22 protein-coding genes are annotated in these 23,498 nt (G+C 71.7%); 7 read left to right on the top strand and 15 right to left on the bottom strand.

Annotated elements, in window-relative coordinates:
- Nucleotides 1-106: 106 nt before the first annotated feature.
- Nucleotides 107-1,714 (bottom strand): serine/threonine-protein kinase, encoded by a 1,608-nt coding sequence (locus tag ABZX02_RS05595; RefSeq protein ID WP_355295142.1) that lies wholly within the window; start codon nt 1,712-1,714, stop codon nt 107-109.
- A 65-nt stretch (nt 1,715-1,779) separates the two neighbouring features.
- Nucleotides 1,780-2,373, bottom strand: a complete 594-nt coding sequence (locus ABZX02_RS05590) for a DUF4230 domain-containing protein (protein ID WP_355295140.1) — start codon at nt 2,371-2,373, stop codon at nt 1,780-1,782.
- 149 nt (nt 2,374-2,522) lie between these two features.
- On the opposite strand from ABZX02_RS05590, the gene ABZX02_RS05585 reads away from it, so the two are divergent.
- The 3 genes from ABZX02_RS05585 to ABZX02_RS05575 are packed head-to-tail and all read left to right on the top strand — an operon-like array spanning nt 2,523 to nt 4,307.
- Complete coding sequence (locus tag ABZX02_RS05585) at nt 2,523-3,410, top strand: PAC2 family protein (protein WP_355295139.1); 888 nt, start codon at nt 2,523-2,525, stop codon at nt 3,408-3,410.
- Between the two features lie 9 nt (nt 3,411-3,419).
- A complete protein-coding gene (locus ABZX02_RS05580; RefSeq protein WP_355295137.1) occupies nt 3,420-3,773 on the top strand; it encodes an MmcQ/YjbR family DNA-binding protein in 354 nt (117 codons plus the stop codon).
- 21 nt (nt 3,774-3,794) lie between these two features.
- Complete coding sequence (locus tag ABZX02_RS05575) at nt 3,795-4,307, top strand: YciI family protein (RefSeq protein WP_355295135.1); 513 nt, start codon at nt 3,795-3,797, stop codon at nt 4,305-4,307.
- A 7-nt stretch (nt 4,308-4,314) separates the two neighbouring features.
- On the opposite strand, the gene ABZX02_RS05570 is transcribed toward ABZX02_RS05575, so the two are convergent.
- The 5 genes from ABZX02_RS05570 to ABZX02_RS05550 are packed head-to-tail and all read right to left on the bottom strand — an operon-like array spanning nt 4,315 to nt 7,727.
- The gene (locus tag ABZX02_RS05570) at nt 4,315-4,770 is read right to left on the bottom strand and encodes a dihydrofolate reductase (RefSeq protein WP_355295133.1); all 456 of its coding nucleotides are present in this window, start codon (nt 4,768-4,770) and stop codon (nt 4,315-4,317) included.
- Entirely contained in the window at nt 4,767-5,564 is a 798-nt protein-coding gene (locus ABZX02_RS05565; protein WP_355295131.1) for a thymidylate synthase, read from the bottom strand. The genes ABZX02_RS05570 and ABZX02_RS05565 overlap by 4 nt, the downstream gene beginning before the upstream one ends.
- A 9-nt stretch (nt 5,565-5,573) precedes the next feature.
- On the bottom strand, nt 5,574-6,176 hold the full coding sequence (locus tag ABZX02_RS05560) for a nitroreductase family protein (protein ID WP_355295129.1): 603 nt from the start codon (nt 6,174-6,176) through the stop codon (nt 5,574-5,576).
- Nucleotides 6,176-7,267 carry an acyl-CoA dehydrogenase family protein gene (locus ABZX02_RS05555; RefSeq protein WP_355295127.1) on the bottom strand — a complete coding sequence of 364 codons (1,092 nt, stop codon included), beginning with the start codon at nt 7,265-7,267 and terminating at the stop codon, nt 6,176-6,178. Before ABZX02_RS05555 ends, ABZX02_RS05560 begins: the two co-directional genes overlap by 1 nt.
- Nucleotides 7,268-7,289: 22 nt before the next feature.
- Complete coding sequence (locus tag ABZX02_RS05550) at nt 7,290-7,727, bottom strand: MarR family transcriptional regulator (protein ID WP_355295125.1); 438 nt, start codon at nt 7,725-7,727, stop codon at nt 7,290-7,292.
- A gap of 83 nt (nt 7,728-7,810) precedes the next feature.
- On the opposite strand from ABZX02_RS05550, the gene ABZX02_RS05545 reads away from it, so the two are divergent.
- Both ABZX02_RS05545 and ABZX02_RS05540 read left to right on the top strand, forming a co-directional pair.
- Nucleotides 7,811-8,575, top strand: a complete 765-nt coding sequence (locus tag ABZX02_RS05545) for an SDR family oxidoreductase (RefSeq protein WP_355295123.1) — start codon at nt 7,811-7,813, stop codon at nt 8,573-8,575.
- A 51-nt stretch (nt 8,576-8,626) separates the two neighbouring features.
- Nucleotides 8,627-9,412, top strand: a complete 786-nt coding sequence (locus ABZX02_RS05540) for an aldo/keto reductase (RefSeq protein WP_355295827.1) — start codon at nt 8,627-8,629, stop codon at nt 9,410-9,412.
- A 99-nt stretch (nt 9,413-9,511) separates the two neighbouring features.
- Here ABZX02_RS05540 and ABZX02_RS05535 read toward each other — a convergent pair whose 3' ends face one another.
- The 3 genes from ABZX02_RS05535 to ABZX02_RS05525 are packed head-to-tail and all read right to left on the bottom strand — an operon-like array spanning nt 9,512 to nt 12,545.
- Entirely contained in the window at nt 9,512-10,840 is a 1,329-nt protein-coding gene (locus tag ABZX02_RS05535; protein WP_355295121.1) for an ABC transporter permease, read from the bottom strand.
- The gene (locus ABZX02_RS05530; protein ID WP_355295119.1) at nt 10,840-11,550 is read right to left on the bottom strand and encodes an ABC transporter ATP-binding protein; all 711 of its coding nucleotides are present in this window, start codon (nt 11,548-11,550) and stop codon (nt 10,840-10,842) included. Before ABZX02_RS05530 ends, ABZX02_RS05535 begins: the two co-directional genes overlap by 1 nt.
- A complete protein-coding gene (locus tag ABZX02_RS05525) occupies nt 11,550-12,545 on the bottom strand; it encodes an efflux RND transporter periplasmic adaptor subunit (RefSeq protein ID WP_355295118.1) in 996 nt (331 codons plus the stop codon). The genes ABZX02_RS05530 and ABZX02_RS05525 overlap by 1 nt, the downstream gene beginning before the upstream one ends.
- Before the next feature lie 140 nt (nt 12,546-12,685).
- Here ABZX02_RS05525 and ABZX02_RS05520 point away from each other — a divergent pair, with 140 nt between their 5' ends.
- On the top strand, nt 12,686-13,480 hold the full coding sequence (locus ABZX02_RS05520) for an SDR family NAD(P)-dependent oxidoreductase (protein WP_355295116.1): 795 nt from the start codon (nt 12,686-12,688) through the stop codon (nt 13,478-13,480).
- A gap of 73 nt (nt 13,481-13,553) precedes the next feature.
- Here the strand turns inward: ABZX02_RS05520 and ABZX02_RS05515 are convergent, their stop codons facing one another.
- The 3 genes from ABZX02_RS05515 to ABZX02_RS05505 all read right to left on the bottom strand — a co-directional run bounded on the left by ABZX02_RS05515 (nt 13,554) and on the right by ABZX02_RS05505 (nt 19,290).
- Nucleotides 13,554-16,424, bottom strand: coding sequence for an AAA family ATPase (locus ABZX02_RS05515; protein ID WP_355295115.1), 2,871 nt, complete (start codon nt 16,422-16,424; stop codon nt 13,554-13,556).
- 68 nt (nt 16,425-16,492) lie between these two features.
- A complete protein-coding gene (locus tag ABZX02_RS05510) occupies nt 16,493-16,681 on the bottom strand; it encodes a hypothetical protein (protein ID WP_355295113.1) in 189 nt (62 codons plus the stop codon).
- Nucleotides 16,678-19,290 carry a type 2 lanthipeptide synthetase LanM family protein gene (locus tag ABZX02_RS05505; protein ID WP_355295112.1) on the bottom strand — a complete coding sequence of 871 codons (2,613 nt, stop codon included), beginning with the start codon at nt 19,288-19,290 and terminating at the stop codon, nt 16,678-16,680. Before ABZX02_RS05505 ends, ABZX02_RS05510 begins: the two co-directional genes overlap by 4 nt.
- A 142-nt stretch (nt 19,291-19,432) precedes the next feature.
- On the opposite strand from ABZX02_RS05505, the gene ABZX02_RS05500 reads away from it, so the two are divergent.
- The gene (locus ABZX02_RS05500) at nt 19,433-20,512 is read left to right on the top strand and encodes a helix-turn-helix domain-containing protein (RefSeq protein ID WP_355295110.1); all 1,080 of its coding nucleotides are present in this window, start codon (nt 19,433-19,435) and stop codon (nt 20,510-20,512) included.
- On the opposite strand, the gene ABZX02_RS05495 is transcribed toward ABZX02_RS05500, so the two are convergent.
- Both ABZX02_RS05495 and ABZX02_RS05490 read right to left on the bottom strand, forming a co-directional pair.
- Nucleotides 20,509-21,084, bottom strand: a complete 576-nt coding sequence (locus tag ABZX02_RS05495; RefSeq protein ID WP_355295109.1) for a superoxide dismutase family protein — start codon at nt 21,082-21,084, stop codon at nt 20,509-20,511. The two genes, ABZX02_RS05500 and ABZX02_RS05495, sit on opposite strands and share 4 nt — an antisense overlap.
- Nucleotides 21,085-21,097: 13 nt before the next feature.
- Nucleotides 21,098-23,488 carry a hypothetical protein gene (locus ABZX02_RS05490; RefSeq protein WP_355295107.1) on the bottom strand — a complete coding sequence of 797 codons (2,391 nt, stop codon included), beginning with the start codon at nt 23,486-23,488 and terminating at the stop codon, nt 21,098-21,100.
- Nucleotides 23,489-23,498 lie beyond the last annotated feature (10 nt).

The following is a 23,498-nucleotide window of genomic DNA, read 5'->3' as shown; positions in this document are numbered from 1 at the left end:
GGGACCGTACGCCACTACGTGCACCCGCAACAACAAAGGGGGCCACAACCGCCGGAGTCCTCTGCGGCCGTACGACTCCCGTCGAACCAGGACTCCGGTGCGGGCCCTAGTTCCTGTTGGCGCAGACCTTCGCGGAGCTGCCGCGTTCGCCGTTGTAGCCGAACGCCGCGATCTGGAAGCACCGCCGGTCGCCGCCGCCGTCCTCGACGACGTACTTGGTGCCACCGCCCGTCACCCGTGTCAGCGCGGTCGGTTTCGCGCCCGTCACGTCGATCACGACGAACTCGGCCCCGCCGTCGCTCGGGTCGCTCCACTCCAGCTCGATCGCCTTGCCCTGGTACTCGGCGCGCTTGAGGACCGGGACGAACTTCGGGTCGGTGTTCGGCGACGGTCCCGCGTCGGCCGACTCGGACGTCGGCACGGGCGGTGTCGTTGTCGTCACAGGGGGTTGGGCCTGCCGGCCGTCGCCGCCGCGGTTGAGGAAGATGCCCGCGGCGAGTCCGCCCGTCACCGCGACCACGGCGAGCAACGCGAGCACCGCGCCGCGTTTGCTCCGGCGGACCGGTGCCGTCATCGGTTCGACCGGCGGGAGCTCCACGTCCGGCAGCGTCGCGACCGGGACGGGACGCGGAGGTGGCGGCGGGGGCACGAGGTCCCGCTGCCGGTAGGTCAGGTCTTCCAGCTGACCGCGCCACGAGTCGTCGCGTTCCGGTTCGGGTTCCGGTTCCGGCTCGGGGTCCGGCTGGAACCCGCGCGGGCCGAAACCGGGCGCCTCGGTCGGGCCCTCCGGGTAGAAGTCGGGGCGCTCGCCCAGCATCGCCGTCGCGTCCGGGTCCACAGTGGACAGCGCGGTGCCCGCGTTCGCCGCCATCAGCGCGTCCCGCAGCTCGAGCGCGGACCCGAACCGGTCGGCGCGGTCCTTGCGCAGGCAGCGGGCGATCACCGTGCCGAGCCACGCCGGCACGTCGAACCGGGTCAGCGGGCGCGGTTCGCCCTTGCTCACCCGGCCGACGTAGGACAGCAGCGTGTCCTCGTCCGGGTTGTCCGAGGCGAACGGCGGTTTGCCCTCCAGCAACGTGAAGAGCGTCGAGCCGAGCGACCAGATGTCGTCCGCGAACGAGGGCGCGGTGCCCTCGAGCATCTGCGGGGCCGCGTGCCGGTAGCTGACCATCTGCAAGGACGCGGAGTGCCCCGCGTCGGCGCCGCGCGCGATGCCGAAGTCGGCCAGCACGTACGAGGTCGGGAGCACCAGCACGTTCTGCGGCTTCACGTCGCGGTGCAGGATGCCCTGGCCGTGCGCGAACGCCAGCGCGTCGGCCACCGCGATGCCCGCGGCGATCACGTCCTGCACGGGCAACGGGCCCATGGCGCGCAACCGGTCGTGCAGCGAACCTCGTTCGTAGAACTCCATGACGATGCACGGGCGGCCGTCGGGCAACGTGCCCGTGTCCAGCACCGTGACGATGTGCGGGTGCTGGCGGCCCAGCTCGACGGTGATCGCCAGTTCGCGGCGGAACCGCGCGACCGTGGCCGGGTCCGTCACCTGCAGCACCTTGACCGCGACGTCGCGACCCAGGCCGTCCTGGCGGGCGCGGTAGATCGTGCCCTCGCCGCCCTGCGCGATCACGCGGAAGGCGCTGAAGCCGGGCAACGCGATCTCGGGCGCCTGCGCGGCACCCTGCGCGGGTGCCCAGGCCATCAGATCGTCTTCCACCAGCGGATCCTATCCCGGAGAGATGGGGTCACCGCTGGACGTTCGTGCGGAAGGGCAGGTCCGGTTCAGTCCGTGCTCACCTTCACCTGGAATCCCAGCGACTGCAGCATTCCGGTGAGCATCACGCGGGTGTTGTCCTCCGCGCGCCGCAGGATCTCCGACTGCTTGGCCGCCTCCGCGAGCTTGGCCTCGGCGGCGACGTAGAACCGTTGCTGGTCGGGAGGTCCCGCGAGCGCCTGCAGGTCGTTGATCAGCCCGCGCTCCTGGCTGAACACGTACGAACGGTCGTGGTGCAGGTTCGGCTTGTCGAGCTCCGCCTTCGGCACGCGCAGCTCGACGGTCTTGCCGTCCGGGGAGAGCACGAGCCCGTCGTCCTTGAGCTTGCCGAAGTCCACGAAGGCGTTGACCGACCCGGCGGCGACGAACAGCGTGCGCTCGCCCGCCAGCGCCGCGGGCACCCACTTCACGTCGTTCTCGATGTCCAGCACGACCTGGAACTCGCCCGCCGCGGCGTGGTACTGGCTCAGGTCCCGCACCGACTTCAGCATCGCGGGCTGGCTGCGGTCGATGGATTCGTCCCCGAAGGGCCTGAATTGGCCGAAGACGAACACCGCCGCTCCGAGGAGAATGACGACGGCCGCGACCAGAGCTCCACGCATCACCCAGCGCCTGTCCACCGCGTGGGAGTACCCGTGAGGTGATGCGCGCACACGGTCCGTATGGGCTAATCGACCCGTGCGGAATGAGTCCCGTGTCCACATGGTTGGCTTTGGACGAAACGAGAGCTAGTGATCACAGGAGGCGCGCGGTGGACCCGGAGAACCTGTACGAGGTGGACTCGGAGGTGCCGGACCTGACAGGTGCGGTGCTGCTGCACCACTTCGAGGGCTTCATGGACGCCGGCGCCGCGGGCCGTCTGCTCACCGAACACCTGCTGGAGACGCTGGAGCACCGCGTCGTCGCCCGGTTCGACGTCGACGGCCTGATCGACTACCGCTCGCGCCGCCCGCTGATGACCTACGCGACCGACCACTGGGAGGACTACGCGGCGCCCGAGCTGGTCGTGCACCTGCTCTGGGACAGCGCGGGCCACCCGTTCCTGCTGCTCACCGGCCCGGAGCCGGACCGCGGCTGGGAGGCGTTCATCCAGGCCGTGCGCGAGCTGATCGACCGCTGGGGAGTGCGCCTGACGGTGGGCTTCCACGGCATCCCCATGGGCGTGCCGCACACCCGGCCGTTGAACGTCATCGGCCACGCCACGCGCCCCGAGCTGGTCAGCGAGTACCAGCCGTTCTTCAACCGCGTGCAGGTGCCGGGCAACGTCTCCGGCCTGCTGGAGTTCCGCCTCGGCCAGGCGGGCCACGACGCCATGGGCTTCGCCGCCCAGGTGCCGCACTACCTCGCGCAGTCGCAGTACCCGACCGCCGCCGTGACGCTGCTCGACGCCGTCGCCCGCGCCACCGGCCTCGCGCTGCCCATCGGCTCGCTCGTCGACGCCGCCCAGGCCGCCGACGCCGAGATCCACCGCCAGGTCGCGGAGTCGGAGGAGGTGGCCCAGGTCGTCGAAGCGCTTGAGCGGCAGTACGACGCGTTCATCCAGACTGTCGGCGACACCGACCTGCCGAGCGCGGACGAGCTGGGAGCCGAGTTCGAACGGTTCCTCGCCGAGCAGCAGCGACCGCCGGACCACCTGTAGGAGCTCGTGATGGCCACCTGGGACGACGTGCACAGGATCGCCACCTCCATGCCCGACGTGACGGAACGGGTGCGGGAGGGCGTCGTCGACTGGAGGGTCAAGGACAAGCTCTTCGTGTGGGAACGGCCGCTGCGGGGCACCGACCTGAAGGCGCTGGGCGCGGCGGCCCCGTCCGGGCCGATCCTGGCCGCGCGGGTGCCCGACCTCGGGGCCAAGGAGGCGCTGCTGGCCTCGGACCGGTCGGTGTACTTCACGACGCCGCACTTCCACGGCTACCCGGCGATCCTGGTGCGGCTCGAACACATCGGGGTCGGCGACCTGGAGGAGCTGATCGTCGAGGCGTGGCACGCGAGGGCGCGGTAGGCGTTCTGTGAAGATCGGTCCATGGAGTTCTTCTGCCACCACCGGGACCGGCCCGGCTCGCTGCCGTTGCGCCAGGAGCTGCTCGAGGCGCACTGGTCGTACATGGACGGCTTCGAGCTGATCGCGCGCGGCCCGACGTTCACCGGTGGTGTGCTGACCGGCAGCGTGCACGTCGTGGAGGTGCCGGATGCGGCGGCCGCACGGGCGTTCGCGTTCGACGAGCCCGTCTACCAGGCCGGCGGCTACCGCGACGTGCTGGTGCGCCGGTGGCGCAACGTGCTCGGCCGCACGATGTGGGACTCACCGGGAGGCGGCGGCCACCTCGTGCTGGGCCTCGGGTCCGGGGAGCCCGCCGACCTCGTTCCGGTCCGGCCCGACGACCTGGTCGCCTACGGGCCGCTGCTGTCCGACGACGGGTCCGCCTGGCTCGGCACGGCCGCGCTGGTCAGGGCGGCCGATCCGGCGTCCGTGCTCACGGCGGACCGCTACGACGCCGTCGAGGTGTACGAGTGGGAGCCCGGCGGGCGCCGCTAGCGGGCTCTCAGTAGCGGACGAACCGGTAGTGCAGGCCGCTGCTCGACTCCAGCCACTCGCCGACGTGCACGGGCTCGCGGTCCACGGCGGGCGCGTACGTGTCGCCCTCGACGGTCTCGCGGATCTCGGTCACCTCGATCCGGTCGGCGAACGGCAGCGCCGCCGCGTACACCGCGGACCCGCCCATCACCCACAGGTCGCCGGTGACGTCGGCGAGCGCCCTCTCCAGGCTGTCGAAGGTCTCCACGCCCTCCTGGGGCGTGCGCGACAGCACCAGGTTGCGGCGGCGCGGCAACGGGCGGAAGCGCGGCGGCAGCGACTCCCAGGTCCGCCGTCCCATCAGGACCGCGGCGCCCGCCGTGGTCTCCCGGAAGTGCTTCATGTCCTCCGGGACGTGCCACGGGATGGCGTTGTCACGCCCGATCACGCCGTTCGCGGCCTGGGCCCAGATCAGGCCGATCACACCGCCACCGGCGCCTTGATGCCGGGGTGCGGGTCGTACCCCTCGATCGTGAAGTCCTCGTAGGAGTAGTCGAACAGGCTGGAGGCCGTCGCCATCCGCAGCGTCGGGAACTCCCGCGCCTCCCGGCTGAGCTGCAGCTCGACCTGCTCGACGTGGTTGTCGTAGATGTGGCAGTCGCCGCCGGTCCAGACGAAGTCGCCGACGCCGAGGCCGGTCTGCGCGGCGATCATGTGCGTGAGCAGCGCGTAGGAGGCGATGTTGAACGGCACGCCGAGGAACAGGTCCGCGCTGCGCTGGTAGAGCTGGCAGGAGAGCTTGCCGTCCGCCACGTAGAACTGGAAGAACGCGTGGCACGGGGGCAGGGCCATGTTCGAGATCTCGCCGACGTTCCAGGCGGAGACGATGATCCGGCGCGAGTCCGGGTTCGTCCGCAGCGTCTTCAGCACCTCGGCGATCTGGTCGACGTGCCCGCCGTCCGGGGTGGGCCACGAGCGCCACTGCACGCCGTAGACCGGGCCGAGCTCGCCCTCGGGGGAGGCCCACTCGTCCCAGATGGACACCCCGTGCTCCTGCAGCCACTTCACGTTGCTGTCGCCGCGCAGGAACCACAGCAGCTCGTACGCGATCGACTTGAAGTGGACCTTCTTCGTCGTGATCAGCGGGAAGCCGGCGGCGAGCGGGTAGCGCAGCTGGTGGCCGAAGATCGACCGCGTGCCGGTGCCGGTGCGGTCCTCCTTGCGCACGCCCTCCTTCAGGACGTGGCGGAGCAGGTCTTCGTACTGCGTGTCGGGCATGCCCGCACCCTAGCTCCAGCGGTCGAACGAGGTCACCTTCGACACGTCCCTGCGCCGGGCCACCGAGAACTTCTCCGCCGGGTGCCCGAGCGGGACCATCGCGGCGATCTCCCACCCGTCCGGCACCCCGAGCAGCTCCAGCGCCTCCGCCTGGTGCACGCGGATCACCGTGGTCAGCGTGGTGCCGAGCCCCAGCGCCCGCGCGGCCAGGCAGAAGTTCTGGACGGCGGGGTAGACCGACGCGTGCACCGGTCCGATGTCGATGCCCTCCACCAGCGACGGCAGCCGCGGCATGAGGAAGAACACGATCACCGGCACGGACGCCAGGGTGTCCGCGAGGTGGTTCGCCGACCTGCCGATCCGCAGGCCGGCCTCGTCGGTGCGGACCGGCGCGACCTCGGTGTACCGGGTGAAGGCGCTGCGGTACAGCGCGCCGACGGAGGCCCGCACGTCCGGGTCGGTGACCACGAGGTACCGCGTGGGCTGCACGTTGCCGCCCGACGGCGCCTGCTGGGCCGCGCGCAGGCACGTCCACACGTCGTCCTCCTTCACCGGCTCGTCGGTGAAGCGGCGGATCGCGCGCGTGGTCATGATGGCCTCGAGGGCGTCCATCAGAACCTCGACATGTCCGGGCCGAGGCCCAGCTTGAGCATCGAGTACGTCTCCAGCATCCGGCGCGAGACCACGGTGTGCTGGGCCGCCACGTGCGCGTCGCGCAGGCAGCGCTGCAGGGCCGACGACTCGAACACCGAGCTACCGCCACCCGCCGCGAACGCCTTCTGCGTCACGTCCGTCGCCTCGCCCGCCGCGAACGAGCAGGCGAGCCGCAGCCGCGCCTTCAGCGGGTCCGGAGCGGCGGACCCGGTCAGCGCCGCCTCCCAGGCCGCGCTCAATGCCTCGTGCAGGAACGCCGTCGCGGCCGACAGCCGGGCCTCGACCTGGGCGAGCTCGATCTGCAGGCCGGTCTGCTCGGCGAGCCGGGTCGTCGCGTACTGCGGGGTCTTCTCGGTGGCCAGCGCCTCGATCTCGTCGACCGCGCGGCGGGCCACGCCGAGGCACACGGACGCGACGCCCGCGGCGAGGAAGCTGAAGTAGGGGAACACCGTGATCGGACCCTCGATGCCGGGAGTGATCCCGATCGGCCACACGGCGCGGTTCGCGGGCAGGAACGCCTCGGTCACGGAGAACTCGTGTGAACTGGTGGCGCGCAGGCCGGCGGAGTGCCACGTGTCGTGGATCGTCACGTCCGCACGCGGGTACACGGCCAGACGCGGCCCCACGGGCGTGAGAGTGCCACCGATGACCCACGACGAATACGCGACCGCGCTGCCCCAGCCCCAACGGCCCGTGACGCGGTAACCGCCGTCGGTCTCCACGGCCCTGCCCAACGGCGCGGCGGTGCCCGCGATCAACGCGCGCGGGTCGCCGAAGACCTCCTCGGAGGCGTCCAGCGGCAGGTACCAGGCGAGCGACGACGAGATCGTGGTCGTCATCGCGGTCCAGCCGGTCGAGGCGTCGGCGCGCGAGAGCTCCTGCACCTCCCGGCTCCACTCGGGCAGGCCCAGCTCGGCGCCGCCGTAGCGCTTCGGGGCGATCAGGCGGTGGACGCCGTGGTCGACGAGCGCGGCCAGCACCGGGTCGGTGAGGGCGCGGTCCTGTTCGGCCCGCGGTGCTTCGGCGCGGATCAGCGCGTGGAGATCCATGCGCGCGATCTTGCTCGAACGGCTACAGCTTGGCGAGCGCCTCAACGAGTGGCTTGAGCTCGGGCACGGTCCCCGCCTCGGTGAGCGACTCGGAGAGCACCTCGTCGTGGGTCGGGCGGGCGAGCGCGAGCAGCTCGTGGCCCTTCTCGGTGACCTCGGTGTAGATGCCGCGCCGGTCGGTGGGGCAGAGGTAGCGCGCGAGCAGGCCGCGGTCCTCCAGGCGCGTGACCAGGCGCGTCGTGGCGGACTGGCTGAGCACCACGGCGTTGGACAGCTGGTTCATCCGAAGGTGGAAGCCGTCCTGGCGGTTGAGCACGTCCAGAACGGTGTACTCGCTGACGGACAGCTCGTGGGCCTTCTGCAGCGCTCTTTCCAGGCGGTCCTCGATCCGGGCGTGCAGCGCCGCCAGCGTGCGCCAGCCCTGTGCGCGCGCCTGGACGGCGTCGTCGTCCAGTGACATAGGTCAACCCTTCTCGAATAGACAGCGTGTGCAACTATTGCGTACGCTTGTAATCGTCTTCAACAAGTCTACCGGGGAGAGACATGGATCTGTCGGGACGCACGGCACTTGTGACGGGCTCCACCGCCGGCATCGGGTTCGCCACCGCGGAGGGCCTGCTCAAGGCCGGTGCGGCCGTCGTCGTCACGGGCCGCAGCGAGGAGACCGTGGCCGAGGCGGTCGGCAAGCTCAGTGGCCACGGTGACGTGCGCGGTGTCGCGACGGACCTCGCCACCGCTTCCGGTGCCGCGGCGTTGGTCGAGCAGGTGCCCGACGTCGACGTGCTGGTCAACAACCTTGGCATCTACGGCGCGAAGCCGGTCTTCGAGATCGACGACGCCGAGTGGCAGCGCTACTTCGACACCAACATCATGTCCGGCGTCCGCCTGGCCAGGCACTACACGCCGCGCATGGTCGAGCGCGGCTGGGGCCGGGTGATCTTCGTGAGCAGCGAGTCGTCCGTCTTCACGCCCACCGAGATGGTCCATTACGGCATGACGAAGACAGCGCAGCTCGCGCTCTCGCGCGGCATGGCCCAGGAGGTCAAGGGCACCGGCGTCACCGTCAACTCGGTCCTGCCCGGCCCCACGCTGACGCCCGGCGTCGAGGAGTTCATCCGCGACCGCGTCGGCGAGGGCGGCGAAGCGGAGTTCGTCCGCACCGAACGCCCCACGCTGCTGCTGGGCCGCCTGATCCGTCCCCACGAGGTCGCGAACCTCATCACCTACGTCGCGTCGGACCTGTCGTCCGCGACGACCGGAGCCGCGTTGCGCGTCGACGGCGGCACCGCTCCGACGCTGATCCCCTGACAAGGTAAGGATTCTGCTTTGAACACCGTGAAGCTCAACAACGGCGTCGTCATGCCCCAGCTCGGCTTCGGCGTCTGGCAGGTGCCCGACGCGGAGGCCACCCCGGCCGTCGCGGAGGCGCTGAAGGCGGGCTACCGCAGCATCGACACGGCCGCCGCCTACGGCAACGAGGCCGGCACCGGTGCGGCGATCGCCCAGTCCGGCGTGGCCCGCGACGACGTCTTCGTCACCACCAAGCTGTGGAACGACGACCACGGCCGCGACGCCACGCTGCGCGCGTTCGACGCGTCGATGTCCAAGCTGGGCCTCGACGTCCTCGACCTGTACCTGATCCACTGGCCGACCCCGGCGCGCGACAACTACGTCGACACCTGGAAGGCGTTCGTGGAGCTGCAGGAGGAGGGGCGGGTCCGTGCGATCGGCGTCTCCAACTTCCAGCCCGCGCACCTGCGGCGGCTGATCGACGAGACCGGCGTCGTGCCGGCCGTCAACCAGATCGAGCTGCACCCGTACTTCCAGCAGGCCGACCTGCGCGCGTTCCACGCCGAGCACGGCATCCAGACCGAGGCCTGGTCCCCGCTCGGGCAGGGCGGCGAGCTGCTCACCGACCCGGTCGTGCAGAAGATCGCGCTGGCGCACGGCAAGTCCGCGGCCCAGGTCGTGCTGCGCTGGCACCTGCAGCTCGGCAACGTCGTGATCCCGAAGTCCGTGACGCCGTCGCGGATCCAGGAGAACATCGACGTGTTCGACTTCGAGCTGGCCGCCGGTGAGGTCGAGGCCCTGGCTGGGCTGGACCGCGGCGGGCGCATCGGCCCGAACCCGGACGAGCTCAACTGACGCGAAACCCCGGACCGCATCACCGCGGTCCGGGGCTTCGCCGGCGACGAGCCGGACAGCGCTGTGGCCGCCGAACCCCCGGTTCGGCGGCCACAGCACTCAGGCTCGCATGACTGTGGCGATTGGGATCCGCGCCGCCCGGATGGCCGGGATCAACCCGCCCAGCACACCCGCGACCAGACCCGCGATCACGCCCGCGACCCCCGCCTCCCAGGGGAACGCCGTGCCCTGCAACGACGGGAACCGGCTGCCGAACATCATCAGCGCCACCTGCAGCCCCGCCACCCCCGCGCCGATCGCGAGCGCCGCCGTCAGCAGGCCCGTCAGCAACGTCTCCGCGAGCACGATCCCCGCGAGCAGCATCCGCGACATGCCGACCGCGCGCCGCAGTGCGAACTCCTCGACGCGCTCGCCGACCGTGGCGAGACCGACGTTCAGGATGCCCGCGACGCCGATCAGCAGCACCAGGAACGCCATGCCGAGGAAGATCAGTCGCATGATCTTCAGCTCGGACTCCATGCGCTCCTTGGAGTTCACGGGCTGGAACTGCATCTGCTCCTGCGGCAGGCCCGCGCCGACGAGCTTCGCCTTGAGCAGCTGCTGCAGGTCGTCCGTGCCGGGCTGCAGGAAGAGCTCGAGGCTCGTGCCGCCGCCGCGGAACTGGTTGGGGTTGGCGGTCTCCGTGGCCGCCGGCATCCACGTGCGCAGCTCGTCGAGCCGCATGTAGATCCGCGGCTGCATGTCGCCGTCCTGCACCACGCCGATGATCTGCGGCGACACGTGGTGCGTGGCGCCCTCGATCGTCATCTCGCCGGGGACGCGGTACTGGCGCAGGCCCTTGGCGGCCTCCTCGTTCAGCACGATCCGGGGAGCGAGCGACGGCGCGGTGCCGAACTCGAGCCACGAGCCGGAGACCGGGCGGAACGGCTTGAACGGCCGGATGTCGCCGGTCAGCGCGACCATGTTGACCTCGATGGCCTGGCCGTCCGGCTTCTTCTCGGGCTGCTTCTGCTCGTGGCACGTGCCGTTGGCGTCGCAGATCATCGTCGGGCCGTAGTACCCGCGGCCCTGACCGGCGTACTCGAACGGCATGCCGCCCTCGTTGATCGGCCGCACGCCGGGCTCGCCGATGATCGCGTTCGAGCTGATCATCGCGACGGCGTCGGTGCGGCCCTTGAAGGTGGACTCGACGATGCCGGGCGCGCCCTTCTCGCCGGGGACGTAGCCCCGGATCGTGCCGTCCTTGCCGGACTGGAGCTCGACGTCGGTGAGCATCGCGCGTTCGGCGATCTCCGACCCCGCCTGCACGGCCACGACCGCGAGCACGCCCAGGAACAGCGAGACCATCGAGAGGAACGTGCGCAGTTTTCGGGCGCGGATGCCCTGTCCGCCGATGACCAGGGCGGACCGGAACTTGCCGGAAAGCATCAGTTGAACCGCCCGTCGCGCAGTTCCATCACGCGGCCCATCTTGCGCGCGTGGTCGTGGTCGTGCGTGACCAGCACGAGGCCGCAGCCCTGCCTGGTCGTGTTGAGCAGCACCTCGACGACGAGGTTGCCGGTCTCCGTGTCGAGCGCGCCAGTGGGCTCGTCGGCGAGGATGATGCGCGGCTGCCGCACGAGTGCCCTGGCGATCGCGACGCGCTGCTGCTCACCGCCGGAAAGCCTGCTGGGCTTGGACTTCGCGAGGTGCGCGATGCCGACCTGCTCCAGCGCCTCCATCACCTGCTGCTTGCGCTTGCGCGGCCCCGACCAGCCCTGGCCGTTCACCAGCGCCATCGCCACGTTCTGCGCCGCGGTGAGGTGCTTGAGCAGGAAGAAGCGCTGGAACACGAACCCGAACTCCGCGCTGCGCAACGCCGCGGCCCTGCGCTCGGGGAGCTTCGTGATGTCGTTGCCGTGCAGGAAGTACTGGCCCTCGTCGGCACGGTCGAAGAGACCGATCAGCGACAGCAGCGTCGACTTTCCGGAACCGGACCGGCCGAGGATCGCCACGCTCTGTCCCGGGTGGACGGTGAAGTCCACACCGGACAGGATGGTGCGCGGTTCCCCTTGCCCCTTCAGGACTTTCGTGATGCCGTTGAGCTGCAGCAGCGGTGCCTGTACCTGCACCGTCGGCTGGTCTGAGGACAGCGTCATCACGGTCCCGTCGGCTTGCTCTGGTCGCCGCCCTGCTGCTGGCCCTCGGGCAGGTTCGGGCCCGGCACGGCGAGCTCCTCGTCGCCGGTGAGACCCGACTTGACCTCGATGACCTTGCCGTCGGTCAGGCCCAGCACCACGTCGGTGGTGCGGCGGGCGCCGTCGCGCGAGATGACGTCGACCTTGCCCTTGCCCTGCTGGCCCGCCACGGCCTCGACCGGGACCACCAGCGCCTGCGCCGACTTGCCCGTCGTGACCTCGATCGACGCGCTGGCGCCGTTGATCATCTGCACGTCCGCCGGCGCCGTGCACACGATCCGCAGGCCGGTCGACGAGCTCGGCTGCTGGGGCTGCTGCTGCGGTTGCTGGGGCTGCTGCTGCGGCTGGTCCTTCTTCTCGCCGTCCTTGTTGTCCTGCGTGACCGGCGGCTTTTCCGGGATCGTGCCCTGCGGCAGCGCGGCGATCGTGCCGAGCACCGTGCACGGGAACGGCCCGGGACCGTTCTTGATCTGCGCCGTCACGTCCGTGAGCGCGCCGTTGATCTTGTAAGCCTGCTGGCCGTCGATGTCGCCGACGAGCGCGTACCCGACGTGCTTGGCCGACGCGATCGGCATGCCCGCCGTCACCGTCGCCTTGTCGTCGACGAGCCGGCCGCTGAACGTGGACCCCGCGGGCGCCTCGACGTAGTTCGGCGTCTGGTCCTTCCACACGGTCGCGACGCGGATGGGCTTCGTCGGCGTGCCGTTCGGCGCCGCCACGTCGAAGTACCGCACCTGGCCCGCGACCGGCGCGACGAGGCCGAACGTCGGGTTCATCTCGACCTTGCCGGTGATGCTGAGCTTGGTGGTCAGGTCCTGCCGGGTGGGCTTGACCTTGGTCATCGCCGTGCCGCGCGGCGCCAGTTCCGGATTGGTCGGCTCCGGACCTGACGGACTGCACGCAGCCACGCTCACCGTGACCAGCGCGCACAGCGGCGCGAGAAGAATTTTGCGCACGAATGTCCCCCATGTCGTTTCAACCAACCTACCGATAAGGACACCGGACGGACCGTGGAGGTTGCATCGGTCTTTCGGCCGATGTGGCATCGACCTGGTGGCCACGGGTATCCGGCTTCTTGACCGGAAGGAGAACCCCTGTGAATGCGCTTGCCGTGGTAACCGGTGCGTCCAGTGGAATAGGTTACGAACTCGCGAAAGTCCTGGCCGACAACGCCTTCGACGTCGTCGTGGTCGCGGAGGACGAACGGATCGACGACGCGGCGGCCCAGTTGAGGCTGCGCAGCGGTGGTGTCCGGGTCGAACCGATCCGCGCCGACCTGCGCGGCTACGAGGGGGTGGAGACCGTGGTGGCGCGCGTGCGCGCGATGGGCCGCCCGGTGGAGGTGCTCGCGGTGAACGCGGGTGTGGGCGTCGGCGGCGACTTCGTCCGCGACACGTCCGTCGACGACAACCTGGAGATCGTCGACCTGAACGTCCGCTCGTCGGTGCACCTCTCGCACCGGCTGCTCGGCGACATGGTGGACCGCAAGCAGGGCAAGGTGCTGTTCACGTCCTCGATCGCCGCCACCGCGCCGGGCCCGTTCCACTCGGTCTACGCGGCCTCGAAGGCGTTCCTGGCCTCGTTCGCGCAGGGCCTGCGCGAGGAGCTGCGCGACACCGGGGTCAGCGTCACCACGCTGATGCCGGGCCCGACCGACACGGAGTTCTTCGAGCGGGCCGGCATGGAGGACACCAAGGTCGGCGCGGGGGAGAAGGACGACCCGGCGCAGGTGGCGCGGCAGGGGTTCGAGGCGCTGATGAAGGGCGACGACCACGTGGTGGCGGGGTCGCTGAAGAACAAGGCGCAGGCGATCGCGGGCAGGGTCGCGCCGGACGCGGTGAAGGCGAAGATGATGCGGCCGATGACGGAACCGGGCTCCGCGGACAGCTGATCCGGCGGGCTGCCGCGACTTCGGCGGAAGCGGCAGCTCACCGCCACGCCTCACTGGCGTGGCACCAAGGCTCTCAGCGGCCCATCTCCGCCGCGTACGCGGACAGCGCCTCCCGATCCGGCTGCCCGGTCTTCGCGATCAACGACGCCACGTGCTTCTCCACCGTGCGCGGCGAGATGTGCAACCGGGTGCCGATCGCCTTGTTGCCCATTCGGTCAGCCAGCAACACGAACACCTCGAACTCCCGCACCGTCACGCCGTGCCCGCGCAGCTGCCGGGGCACCTGCTCGGTCCCGGTGCGCCGCTGCTGCACCGGCGCACCGGCCTGCCGCAGCAGCCCCCGGCACGCCGACGCCACGGCGGGCACCGCGGCCTCGTGGAAGTACGACTCGGCGGACCGCAGCCACGTCACCGGGTCACCCCAGGCGGCGGCCTCCGGTGCGACGAGCCGCCGGCCGAGGTGCCGCGCCAGCGGGTACGGCTCCGCGGCCTCCGACGCGCGCGAAAACGCTTGCGCCGCTTCGGCGCCGAGGCCGTCGCGGCCGAGCAGCACGGCGTGCGCCAGCGCGACGAACTGCCGGTTCCACCTCATGCGCGACGCGGACGGCGCGGTCAGCGCGTGGTACTCGGTCCAGCCGAACCGGCCGTCGAGCACGCCGAGCAACACCCGCAAGCCGTGCGTGCCCGACAGGTGGAACGTCGTGGGGTTCTGGGACTCCAGGGCGAACGCGTGGTCGAGCTCCGTCATCGCGAGAGCCTGGTTCTCCTCCAGCAACGCGCAGAACGCGCGGGCCAGACCGAAGCACAGAGGGTGTTCCTGGGCACCGTTCTTCGCGACCGCCTCGAACTGCCGCACGGCGTCGTCGGTGCCGGCGCGGTCGCCCTGGTGCCCGGCCAGCACGGCCTTGGTCATCAGCAGGTAGCGGGTGAGCGCGTGGAACCGCAGGCGCGTGGTCGTGCGCAGGCACCGCTCGATCTCCTCGGTGGCGCCGGTGTAGTCGCCGGTGAGCACGGACTGCAGGGCCAGGATCGCGTCCACGTTGTGCGCCACCGTGATCGCACCCGTCCGGCACGCCTCGGTGTGCGTGCGGTCGAGGGCGGCGGTGCTGCCGTGCTCCAGCCAGTCGTTGCCCGCCAGGCGGACCAGCGCGTAGACGTGCTGGATCGGCAGCTGGTGCGCGTCGGCGAGCGCGAGTGCCTTGCCGAAGCACGCGTTGGCCTCGTCGATGTCGTGCTCGCGCGCGATGATCCCGAGCAGCTGCCACGCCTCGCACGCCACCATCGGCAGCCCCGCGCGGTCCGCCGCCTGCGCCGCCTGCCGCGCGAGACCCGCCGCGGAGGAGATCCGGTCCGGGCTCGGGATGTTCAGGGCGAGGTAGGCGGAGTTGACGTCGAGCTGCGCGGCCAGTTCGTCCGGCGCCTCGGTGCCGAGCAACGTCCGCGCGATCCGCACCTGCTCCACGCCCTCGGTGAACCACCCGGCGAGATAGGCCACTCGCGACAGTCGCGTGTGGAGCCGGGCGCGCGCCGGGCCGTCGAGGCCGTGCAGGTCGTTCACCTCCAACGCGAAGGCGCGTTCGAAGTCGCCCGTCTCGGCCAGCGCCGGCAGCAGCAGCTCCAGCACCTCGGCGCGGGGGCCGCCGGTCAGCAGGCCCTGCGCGCGGTCGAGCAGCGTGACGGCCGAGTCCGCCGCTCCACCGGCGAGCGCCCGTTTGCCCGCCTCGGCGAACAGAAGTCCTGCCTGCGCCGAGGAGCCCGCGTCGAACCGCAGCTTCGCGACGAGCGGGCACCAGTCGCCGGGCAGGGCGGGGTGCAGGTCCTCGACGGCGTCGGCGGTGCGCTGCGACAGGTCCGTGTGTTCGGCCGGGGTGAGCTGGGCCATCAACGCGTCCGCGGTCAGCGGGTGCCGGAACGCGTACCAGTCGGGCGCGGGCTCGTCCGGCGTCACGAGCTGCGCGGCCACGCCCGCGTGCAGGTGGCTGAGCAGCTCGCGGTCGTCGACGCCGGTCACCCGCTGCACCACGGAGAGCGGGAACCGGTGGCCCAGCACCGCCGCGACGGAGAGCACCTCGCGGCCCTGCGGTCCCAGCCGGTCCGTGCGGTGCGCGACGCTGCGCACGAACGCGGCCGGCACGGGCAGCTTCAGCTCGCCCAGCACCTGCCAGCCGTGCGCTCCGGCCACCAGCAGGCCGCTGCTCACCATGCCGTGCAGCAGTTCCTCGACGACGAACGGGTTCCCGGCGCTGTCCGTCCACAAGCGATCGACGAGCTCCGCCGGCACGCACTCGCTCTCCAGGCAGGCGGCCGTCATCTGGCCGACCTCCTCCTGCGAGAGCCGGTGCAGCTCCACCAGCCTGCCCGAACCCCGTTGCACCATCCGGTGCACGAGCTCCAGCGCGTGGCCGGGTTCGGTGCGGATGGTCGCGAGCAGCAGGACCGGCTGGTCCTCCAGGTTGTCCGCCAGGTACTCCACCACGGCGAGCGTTTCGGCGTCCGCCTCGTGCAGGTCCTCGAGCACCAGCAGGCACGGCGTCTTGCGCGCGACCGATGCGAGCAGCCGCAGCACCGCCTCCGCCAGCACCACGACCGACTCCGTCGTGGACCGGTGGTCGTGCCACTCCGGGATCAGCGTGCCCAGCACGGGTTTGTACGGTCCCAGCGCGGAGTCGTCCGGCGGTTCGCCGCGGAACAGGCCGAGGAGGGCCTCCGCGATCGGGCGGAACGGCACCATCGGGCCGATGGTCGTGCCGCGTCCTTTGAGCACCCGCACGCCCTCGTCGTACGCGAGCCCCGCCGCGTAGCGGGCGAGCCGCGACTTGCCGATCCCCGCCTCACCGGTGAGGAAAACCGCCCCGCCGCGGGACTCGCGGGCGTGCGCGAGTGCCCCCGTGACGGCCGTGACCTCACGATCACGGCCGACCACGTGGGGCGCTCGGGTCTGCATGTCTGGACCCTAACGGTCCCGGTCCGGTCTCCGTATCGACCGCCCAGACGTATTAGGGGTGAAAGTTTCTACTTGTCGCTCACCGTCGTGTCCGAGATGGCCGGGGTGATCGCCACGAACGCGCTCATGGCCATCGTCAGGCCCATCAACGCGCGCGCCCGCGCGCCCGCGAAGGTCTTCGGCGCGAGTTCCATCTCCCCGATCGCGTGCTCGGCCGGGTCGGCGTTCTCGGCCGTGCGGTGCAGGGACTCGTTCATCGGGTGGGCTCCTCTTGTTCGGGTGACGCTTGCAGTTGCAGGACCGAAGGGATCGCGAACCCCTGCCGCAGCAGGCCGTGGCCGATGCCGGCCAGACCCGTCAGCAGCCCGGGGGAGGGAACGCCGCCGGGAGTGGCGCAGCGCGCGCCGTGCTCCTCGAGCGCTCCCAGCACCAGCGCCACGCGGCGGGCCGCGGCGCTCGGGTGGTGTGCGGCCAGCGCCTCGACGACGCCCAGCTCGCCGTGGCAGAGACTCATGTCCCGCAACGGCGGCGTGGACGCCAGCAGACCGGCCAGCCGCTCGTCGTCACGGGCGAGCGCGACACCGGCCAGACCGCCGCACCAGCCGGTGTCGGTCAGGTCGACGACGTTGCTCTCCAGGAACTTGCGCGCGGCCACGTCCACGGCATCGTCGCCGGCGGTCGCCGCGTAACGCCTCAGCGCCCAGCCGACGCCGGCGTGCCCGCGGGCGAACCCGCTCTCAGGGCAGCGGGCGGCGCTCAGCACGGAGGCGTAGTGACCGGCCAGCGCCAGCGCCTCCGGCGTGCCGACCGCGAGCATCGCGGCGAGCGAGCCGGCGACACCGTCCACGACGGTCGGCGAGGCGTCCTGCGCGGGCATCAGCCGCACGGCCCGGTCCAGCAGACCGGGGTCGAGGCCGAGCAACGGGGTCAGGCGGGCGAGACCGAAGCAGATGCCGCCCAGGCCGTGGACCCCGCCGCTGACGGCCGTGACGAGCTCCGGCTCCCCGGCGAACACCTCCAGCAGCGCGGGCAGCGGGCGCAGCGCGTCGCGCGCGAAGTCGACGTACCGGGCGGCGCCGGTCAGCGCGCCCAGTTCGGCGAGGAACAGCGCGACACCCGTGTAGCCGTTGGACAGACCGGCGCCGAGCGGCTGCACGGTCCAGTGCCGGTCGTCGACGAGCTCCAGGCCGAGCCAGTTCACCCGGTCCCTGCCGGTGACGGCGTGCGCGAGGATCTGGTCCGCGATCCCGCACGCGGCGACCAGCAGCCGGGCCGGGTCCGGGTCGACCGCCGCGACGTGACCGGGCACCGGGGCGCCGCTGCGGTGCGACACCGGCCGCGGCCGCGACGCGAGCAGGGCCTGGATCACCCACTGCTGGTCGTGCCGGTCGACCTCGCTCATCGCGAGGACCTTGCGCGTCACGGCGTGCAGTCCGGGCTCCGGCAGCATCCCCGGCAGCCGGAGCCCGGACGCGGTCCACAGGTCGGTCGACCCGGGCCGGCACGTGAACAGCGGCACGTCGCCGCGCCACAGGTCGGACACCTCGAACGGCACCAGCCGGTCGAGCAGCGGGTCGTCCACCACCAGCACACCGAACGCGAGGTCGCGGTCCAGCGCGTCGGCGAGGACGGACGGGTGGGTCGACTCGTCGAGCAGGCGTGCGTACTGCCGGGTCGCGCGCGCCACGAACCGGACCTCCTCGTCGACGCACTGGCGGACCAGCCGCAGCAGCTCGTCGCGGTGCTCCACGATCGCGTCGTAGCCGGCGCGGAACCCGGCCAGCAGCGGGTCCTGGTAGTCGGCGGGCTCGGCGGGCACATCCCCGAGCAACGGCCTGTTGGACGCGCCCGAGGACGTCTTCGGGCGCCGGACCAGCCGCATCCGGTCGGTGCCCGCGTCCTCCCAGTCGACCGCGTTCACCGGCGACAGCACGCCCTGGTCACCGCCGACGCCGGACACGTCCGCCACCCCGTTGTCGCCCAGCAGCACGTGCGGGAGCAGGGCCGTGCGGTGCACCGACCGCACCAGGGCGAGCGTGGCCGGGTCCGCGTCGGCCTGCGTCAGCGTGGGGTGGAACAGCGTCTCGACGTCCACGAGCACCGGCTGGTCGCCGCACGCGATGAGGTTCTCGTAGTGCATGTCCGTGCCGTCGACCGCGTAGAGCAGGGCCAGCAGCGCGCCGAGCCGCTGGTAGAACTCGGCGACCCCGGCCACGTCCGCACACGGCTCGTGGGCGATGTGCTCGATCCACCCGTACCCGTCGCGGGGGAGCAGGCGCGGCGTCCGGAAGGTGATTCCAGTTCGAGTGGAAAGCCAGGCCAGCTGGTCGGTGAACCGCACGTGCAGCCCGAGGGGGCGTGGCCGGTAGACGAGCTTCGCGCCGGACTCGAAGGTCAGCACCGCGACCGTTCGGCCCTGCTGGTGCGCGTCGCCCTGGCCCATCTCGATCGAGATCAACGCGCCGGGGTCGACGCCGTCGAAGATCGTCCGGACGATCCGGCCGCGGTCGCGGGTGAACCGCGACGACAGCTCGTGGTGCGTGGAAACAGCCTGCTCACAGGCCTGCGCGAGCAACCTGGCCAGCACTGGGTAGCGGTTGAAGATCGACGAGAGGTTCAGCGTCCTGGTGAACTCGGTGAACCTCTCGGCGCTGGTGGGCGCGGTCAGCGTGTCGCGCGTGGCGTGCAGCTCCAGCACGAGCGTGCGGGCCGCGATCGCCACGAGCCGGCGTCCCAGCTGCTCCGCGAACGCCGCGTCGAACGGCGGCGCGACCTCGGTGCGGGACGCGTCGATCAACGGGCGCAGAGCGTGGGCGAACGCCGCTGTCCAGCTCTCGCCGGTGCTGGTCTCGGCCGCGGAGGTCACCCGGTCAACCTCGCACGCGCGGGCGGGTCGGCACATGGGGACCAACCCCCCAGATTTGGGTGGGGCGTGAATATGGGGGATCGCCACCCATGTTTCGCCGCCCGATCGCCCCGAGACTCGATGTCCGAGGGAGGGGTACGGGATGAGGGAGTTCGGAGAACTGCTGCGCACGCACCGGATCGGCGCGGGCCTCACCCAGCAACAGCTGGCTGACTTCGCGATGGTGAGCGTGCGGGCCATCCGGGACCTGGAGTGCGGGCGCACGCGGTCGCCGCGGGCCGAGACGGTGCGGCTGCTCGCGGAGGGGCTGCGGCTCGACGAGGACAGCCGCGCGGACCTGCAGCAGGCGGGCGGGCGTTCGGCCGGGCGGTCCGCGGTGGCGCCGCCCGCTCCCGCCGGGTCCGCCGGGCTGATCGTGGGCCGCGAGGCCGAGTCGGCCGCGCTGGCCGCGTTGCTGACGGAGGCCGCCCCGGCCACGGACCGGCGGCTGGTCACCATCACGGGCGTCAGCGGCGTCGGCAAGACCCGGCTCGCGCTGGAGGTCGCCGGCGAGCTGCACTTCCGGCACGGCTGGTCGGTCCTGTGGCACCCGACCCAGGCGGCCCCGTCGGTCGACGACGACCAGAACACCGTCCTCGTCACCGACCGTCGCCCGGACCCGCGCCTGCTGGACGCACACCCGCGGCTGCGGGTCGTCGTCACGGCACGGGCCCCGCTCGGCCTGCCCGGCGAGCACGTGTTCCCCCTCGGCGCGCTGGCCGACGACGCCGCGGTGCGGATGCTGCTCACGCACGTGCACCGCGTCCGGCCCGCGTTCAAGCCGGAACCCGCGAACCAGGCCGCGCTGGTCGGCCTCGTGCACGCGCTGGACGGACTGCCGTCGGCGCTGGAGTTCGCGGCCGGCTGGTTCATGGTCTACTCGCCGCAGCACCTGCTCGAACGACTGCGGTCGAACCCGCTCGACCCGACGTCGGCCCACCTGCGCGACTCGCTGCGGCTCTCGCTGTCCACATTGGACACCGACGGGCGCGAGCTGCTGCGGCGGATGGCCGAGGGGGAGGACCCCGGGCACGACAGGTCACTCGGGGACCTGTGCGTGCGCGGGCTCGTCCGTCGCGCCGGATCCCGGTACGAGGTGCTCAACCTCGTCCGCGCGGCGGTGCTGGAGCCGGTGCCGGGGCCGCACCTCGCCGGAGGTGTGGCCCTGACCTGGCCCGTCTAGAACGCGGCGGTGAGACAGGCGAGGCGGTCGCCAGCCGTGCCCGCCTTGCCGTGCTCGGTGCTGGTGTGCGCGGCGTGCACGACGACCGAGTTCGCCTCGCCCTCGCGGAACTCCCACGCCACCGAGGCGCTGCCGGTCGCGGCGCCCTGCGCGTCGGTGGTGAAGTCGAGCCAGATCTCGTTGTCCGCGTTGGCGTACGCCGGGTCGACGCTCGGCGACACCGGGTCCTTCGTGTGCTGGTAGTGCGGACCGGAGTCGGCGGGCTTGGCGCCACACGGCTTGGTGTGCACGTGCGAGCCGTACTTCGTGTTCGGCAGCAGCCCGGACACCTTCAGCTCCACCGTCGTCCGTCCATTCGAGACGGACAAGCCGGTGGAGAGCCTGGCGCCCAACGGGATCCGCGCGACGTCGTACGTGACCCCCTTCGGCTGGTCGCCGGAGGCGGCGGGCGCGGCCACGGCGGTCTCCGCCACGGGTTTCACGGCGGGGGCGGGCTCGGGGGTGTCGGAACAGGCGGCCAGCCCCGCGGTGAGCAGTACGGCACCCACCAGGGTGGTCACGGTCGTGCGCATGGTTCTCCTCAAGTCAGCTGCGGTCCAGGTTCCCACCCCCTGCACGTCCACGATCGGGTGACTGGTTCAGATCAACCGAGACGAGGTGCGCGAACGCCTCCCGGTAGGCGGCGCACAGGTGGTAGTCGCCGTGGGTCTCCACTTTGTCCGGTGAGCCGCCGGTCTCGTCCGCGCGGCGGTCGAGGTCGTTGGACTCCCAGCCGTGCACCGGGAAACCCAGGTAGTCGGTGCGGCGCCACAGGTTCACCCAGCTCGGGCCGAGCAACGCCGCCAGGCCGCCTTCCGGTGCCGTGCCTGCCTTTCGCACCCACGGGTCGCACGAGAACAACGCGCCCGCGCGCACCGGGGGTGTGCCGAGCACGGCGGGTCCCAGCAGTTCCGGGAAGATCCGCCCGAAGTACGGCCGCAGCTGCACGCCGTACGTCAGCAGCTGCACGCGGCCCAGGTACCCGTCGGGCAACGCGTACAGCGCCGCGACGGCCAGCACGGCGCCCAGGCTGTGCGCGGACAGCACGACGCGGTGCTCCGGCGACTCGTCCAGGAACTCGCGCGACCGGTCCGCGATCTCCGGCACGGCCCGCTCGGCGTAGCAGGGCGGCGCGAACGGGTGGGCGGTGCGCGGCAGGAAGCACATCAGGTCCCACAGCAGCCCGAGTGGCCGCCGGTTGGTGAGCATCCCCGCCCCGACGAACGACCCGACCACCGCGACCCCGGCGAGCCCGGTGACCCAGTCGCCCTTGCCCACCACCCACGCCACCCCGGACCACCGCGACCACGCCGGCTCCGCGAACGTCAGGTAGCACGTCAGCAGCAGCGACAGGACGCCCAGCACCGACAGCACCCCGGCGGTGGTCTCGGCGCGGTGCGACACGGCGACCACGTGCCGCACCCGGACCACGAGCGCCTCGGCCTCGCCGTCCAGCAGCGCGGGCGCGATCAGCCGCGACAGCAGCACTAACGCCTGCGCGAGGACCAGCAGCACCAGCGGGACCAGCGCGCACGCGAAGGCCGCGCTGAACCACGAGTAGAACGGCGGCACCCGCAACCCGGTGCCGACCCAGCCCCGGAACGTCAGCACCAGCACCGCCGACAGCATCACCGACGACACGAGCGACAACCCCAGCAGGACACCGGGGCCGGCGCCGTTCCAGGCCTGCCACTCGTCCCCGGCCCGCGGTCGCGCCCGCCACGCCAGCGCCCCGCCGAACACCGCCGCGCCGATCCAGGCGAGCGGAAACCACTGCGTGGCAACCATGAAAGCCACGAACAGCACCAGCAGCACCAGGGGACCCTTGGCGTCGTTGCGCCGCCACGACCACGCCGCCATCACCGACCCGAGCAGCGCGACGACCACCACCGGTGGTCCCCATTCCAAGAGCCACAACGGTGCGCCGAACTCCGGGGCGATCGCGTACAACCCGAACCCGTGCGCCAGCAGGACGACCACCGCGGAGACCATCAGCAGCCACGACCACAGCCCGCCCTGCTCGGTCGTCGGCACGTCCGGGCAGTCGGTCGTCGTGACCACCGCCCGTGCCACCACGACCGCCAGGACGCCACCTGCGAGCACGGTGAGCACCAGGAAGAACACGTGCTGCCACAACGCGGTGCTCGTCGCGAGCACGACCACGCAGCACCCGGCCGCGAGGTGCAGCCGGGTGAGCCGGCGGATCCGCGGGCTGCCCTGCCACATCGACGCCCGGCTGAGCATCACGCCCGCCCTCCGCTGCGGCGTGCGCACGGACGTCATCTCGTACCTGCTGCGGGACAACGACGTCAGCGCCAGCAGCCCGAGCAGCAGCACCACCGGCACGGCGGACGCGGCCAGCACGCGGACGTGCCGCGCGGGGTCGCCGAGCACGTCGAGGAAGTCCGGCAGCCGTTTGCACGCGCTGCCCGGCAACGAGCACTGGACCGCGTAGACGTCGACGGCCACCTCGCACACCGCGAGCACCAGCAGCACCGTCAGTCCCAGCCCGAACAACCGCGTCGAGGCGGCACCGCGCCCGGCGTTCCACCACACCATCCGCCGCGCCGGCGGAACCGAGTCGTCGGGCAGCTTCCGGGACCAGTACGCGACGTTCGCGAGCCCGAACGGCAGCAGCAGCGCCCAGCCGACCCGCCCCAGCGCGTTCGCGAGCACCGACGGCACCCCGCTGCCCGGCACACCCGGAGTGCTGCGCGCCATGCCGCCCCACGAGTACGCCTCGCGCCGCACGCCCCCGGGCACCTGTCCGGCGTGATCCGGTGGCAGGTCGGCGAGTTTGCCGGGCTCCGGGCGCCAGAAGCTGCCGAAGCGGTCGCCGCGGAACTGCTCCACGGCGTGGTCGGGAAGGGCCAGCATCGCGTCCGGGGGCGTGTTGTTGACCCCGTGGATGCGCAGTTCCAGGACGGGTGGACTCATCGCCGACCTC

It is taken from the genome of Lentzea sp. NPDC003310 (assembly GCF_040610935.1).
Classification (GTDB): domain Bacteria; phylum Actinomycetota; class Actinomycetes; order Mycobacteriales; family Pseudonocardiaceae; genus Lentzea.
This window is presented reverse-complemented; position numbering and strand designations above follow the sequence as displayed.

Coding starts and splice junctions, on each gene's coding strand:
- ABZX02_RS05535 (WP_355295121.1), bottom strand. CDS start 10,840: ATGCTTTCCGGCAAGTTCCGGTCCGCCCTGGTCATCGGCGGACAGGGC.
- ABZX02_RS05575 (WP_355295135.1), top strand. CDS start 3,795: ATGGAGTTCTTCTGCCACCACCGGGACCGGCCCGGCTCGCTGCCGTTG.
- ABZX02_RS05500 (WP_355295110.1), top strand. CDS start 19,433: ATGAGGGAGTTCGGAGAACTGCTGCGCACGCACCGGATCGGCGCGGGC.
- ABZX02_RS05530 (WP_355295119.1), bottom strand. CDS start 11,550: ATGACGCTGTCCTCAGACCAGCCGACGGTGCAGGTACAGGCACCGCTG.
- ABZX02_RS05580 (WP_355295137.1), top strand. CDS start 3,420: ATGGCCACCTGGGACGACGTGCACAGGATCGCCACCTCCATGCCCGAC.
- ABZX02_RS05550 (WP_355295125.1), bottom strand. CDS start 7,727: ATGTCACTGGACGACGACGCCGTCCAGGCGCGCGCACAGGGCTGGCGC.
- ABZX02_RS05490 (WP_355295107.1), bottom strand. CDS start 23,488: ATGAGTCCACCCGTCCTGGAACTGCGCATCCACGGGGTCAACAACACG.
- ABZX02_RS05590 (WP_355295140.1), bottom strand. CDS start 2,373: ATGCGTGGAGCTCTGGTCGCGGCCGTCGTCATTCTCCTCGGAGCGGCG.
- ABZX02_RS05540 (WP_355295827.1), top strand. CDS start 8,627: ATGCCCCAGCTCGGCTTCGGCGTCTGGCAGGTGCCCGACGCGGAGGCC.
- ABZX02_RS05495 (WP_355295109.1), bottom strand. CDS start 21,084: ATGCGCACGACCGTGACCACCCTGGTGGGTGCCGTACTGCTCACCGCG.
- ABZX02_RS05565 (WP_355295131.1), bottom strand. CDS start 5,564: ATGCCCGACACGCAGTACGAAGACCTGCTCCGCCACGTCCTGAAGGAG.
- ABZX02_RS05545 (WP_355295123.1), top strand. CDS start 7,811: ATGGATCTGTCGGGACGCACGGCACTTGTGACGGGCTCCACCGCCGGC.
- ABZX02_RS05555 (WP_355295127.1), bottom strand. CDS start 7,267: ATGGATCTCCACGCGCTGATCCGCGCCGAAGCACCGCGGGCCGAACAG.
- ABZX02_RS05560 (WP_355295129.1), bottom strand. CDS start 6,176: ATGGACGCCCTCGAGGCCATCATGACCACGCGCGCGATCCGCCGCTTC.
- ABZX02_RS05515 (WP_355295115.1), bottom strand. CDS start 16,424: ATGCAGACCCGAGCGCCCCACGTGGTCGGCCGTGATCGTGAGGTCACG.
- ABZX02_RS05510 (WP_355295113.1), bottom strand. CDS start 16,681: ATGAACGAGTCCCTGCACCGCACGGCCGAGAACGCCGACCCGGCCGAG.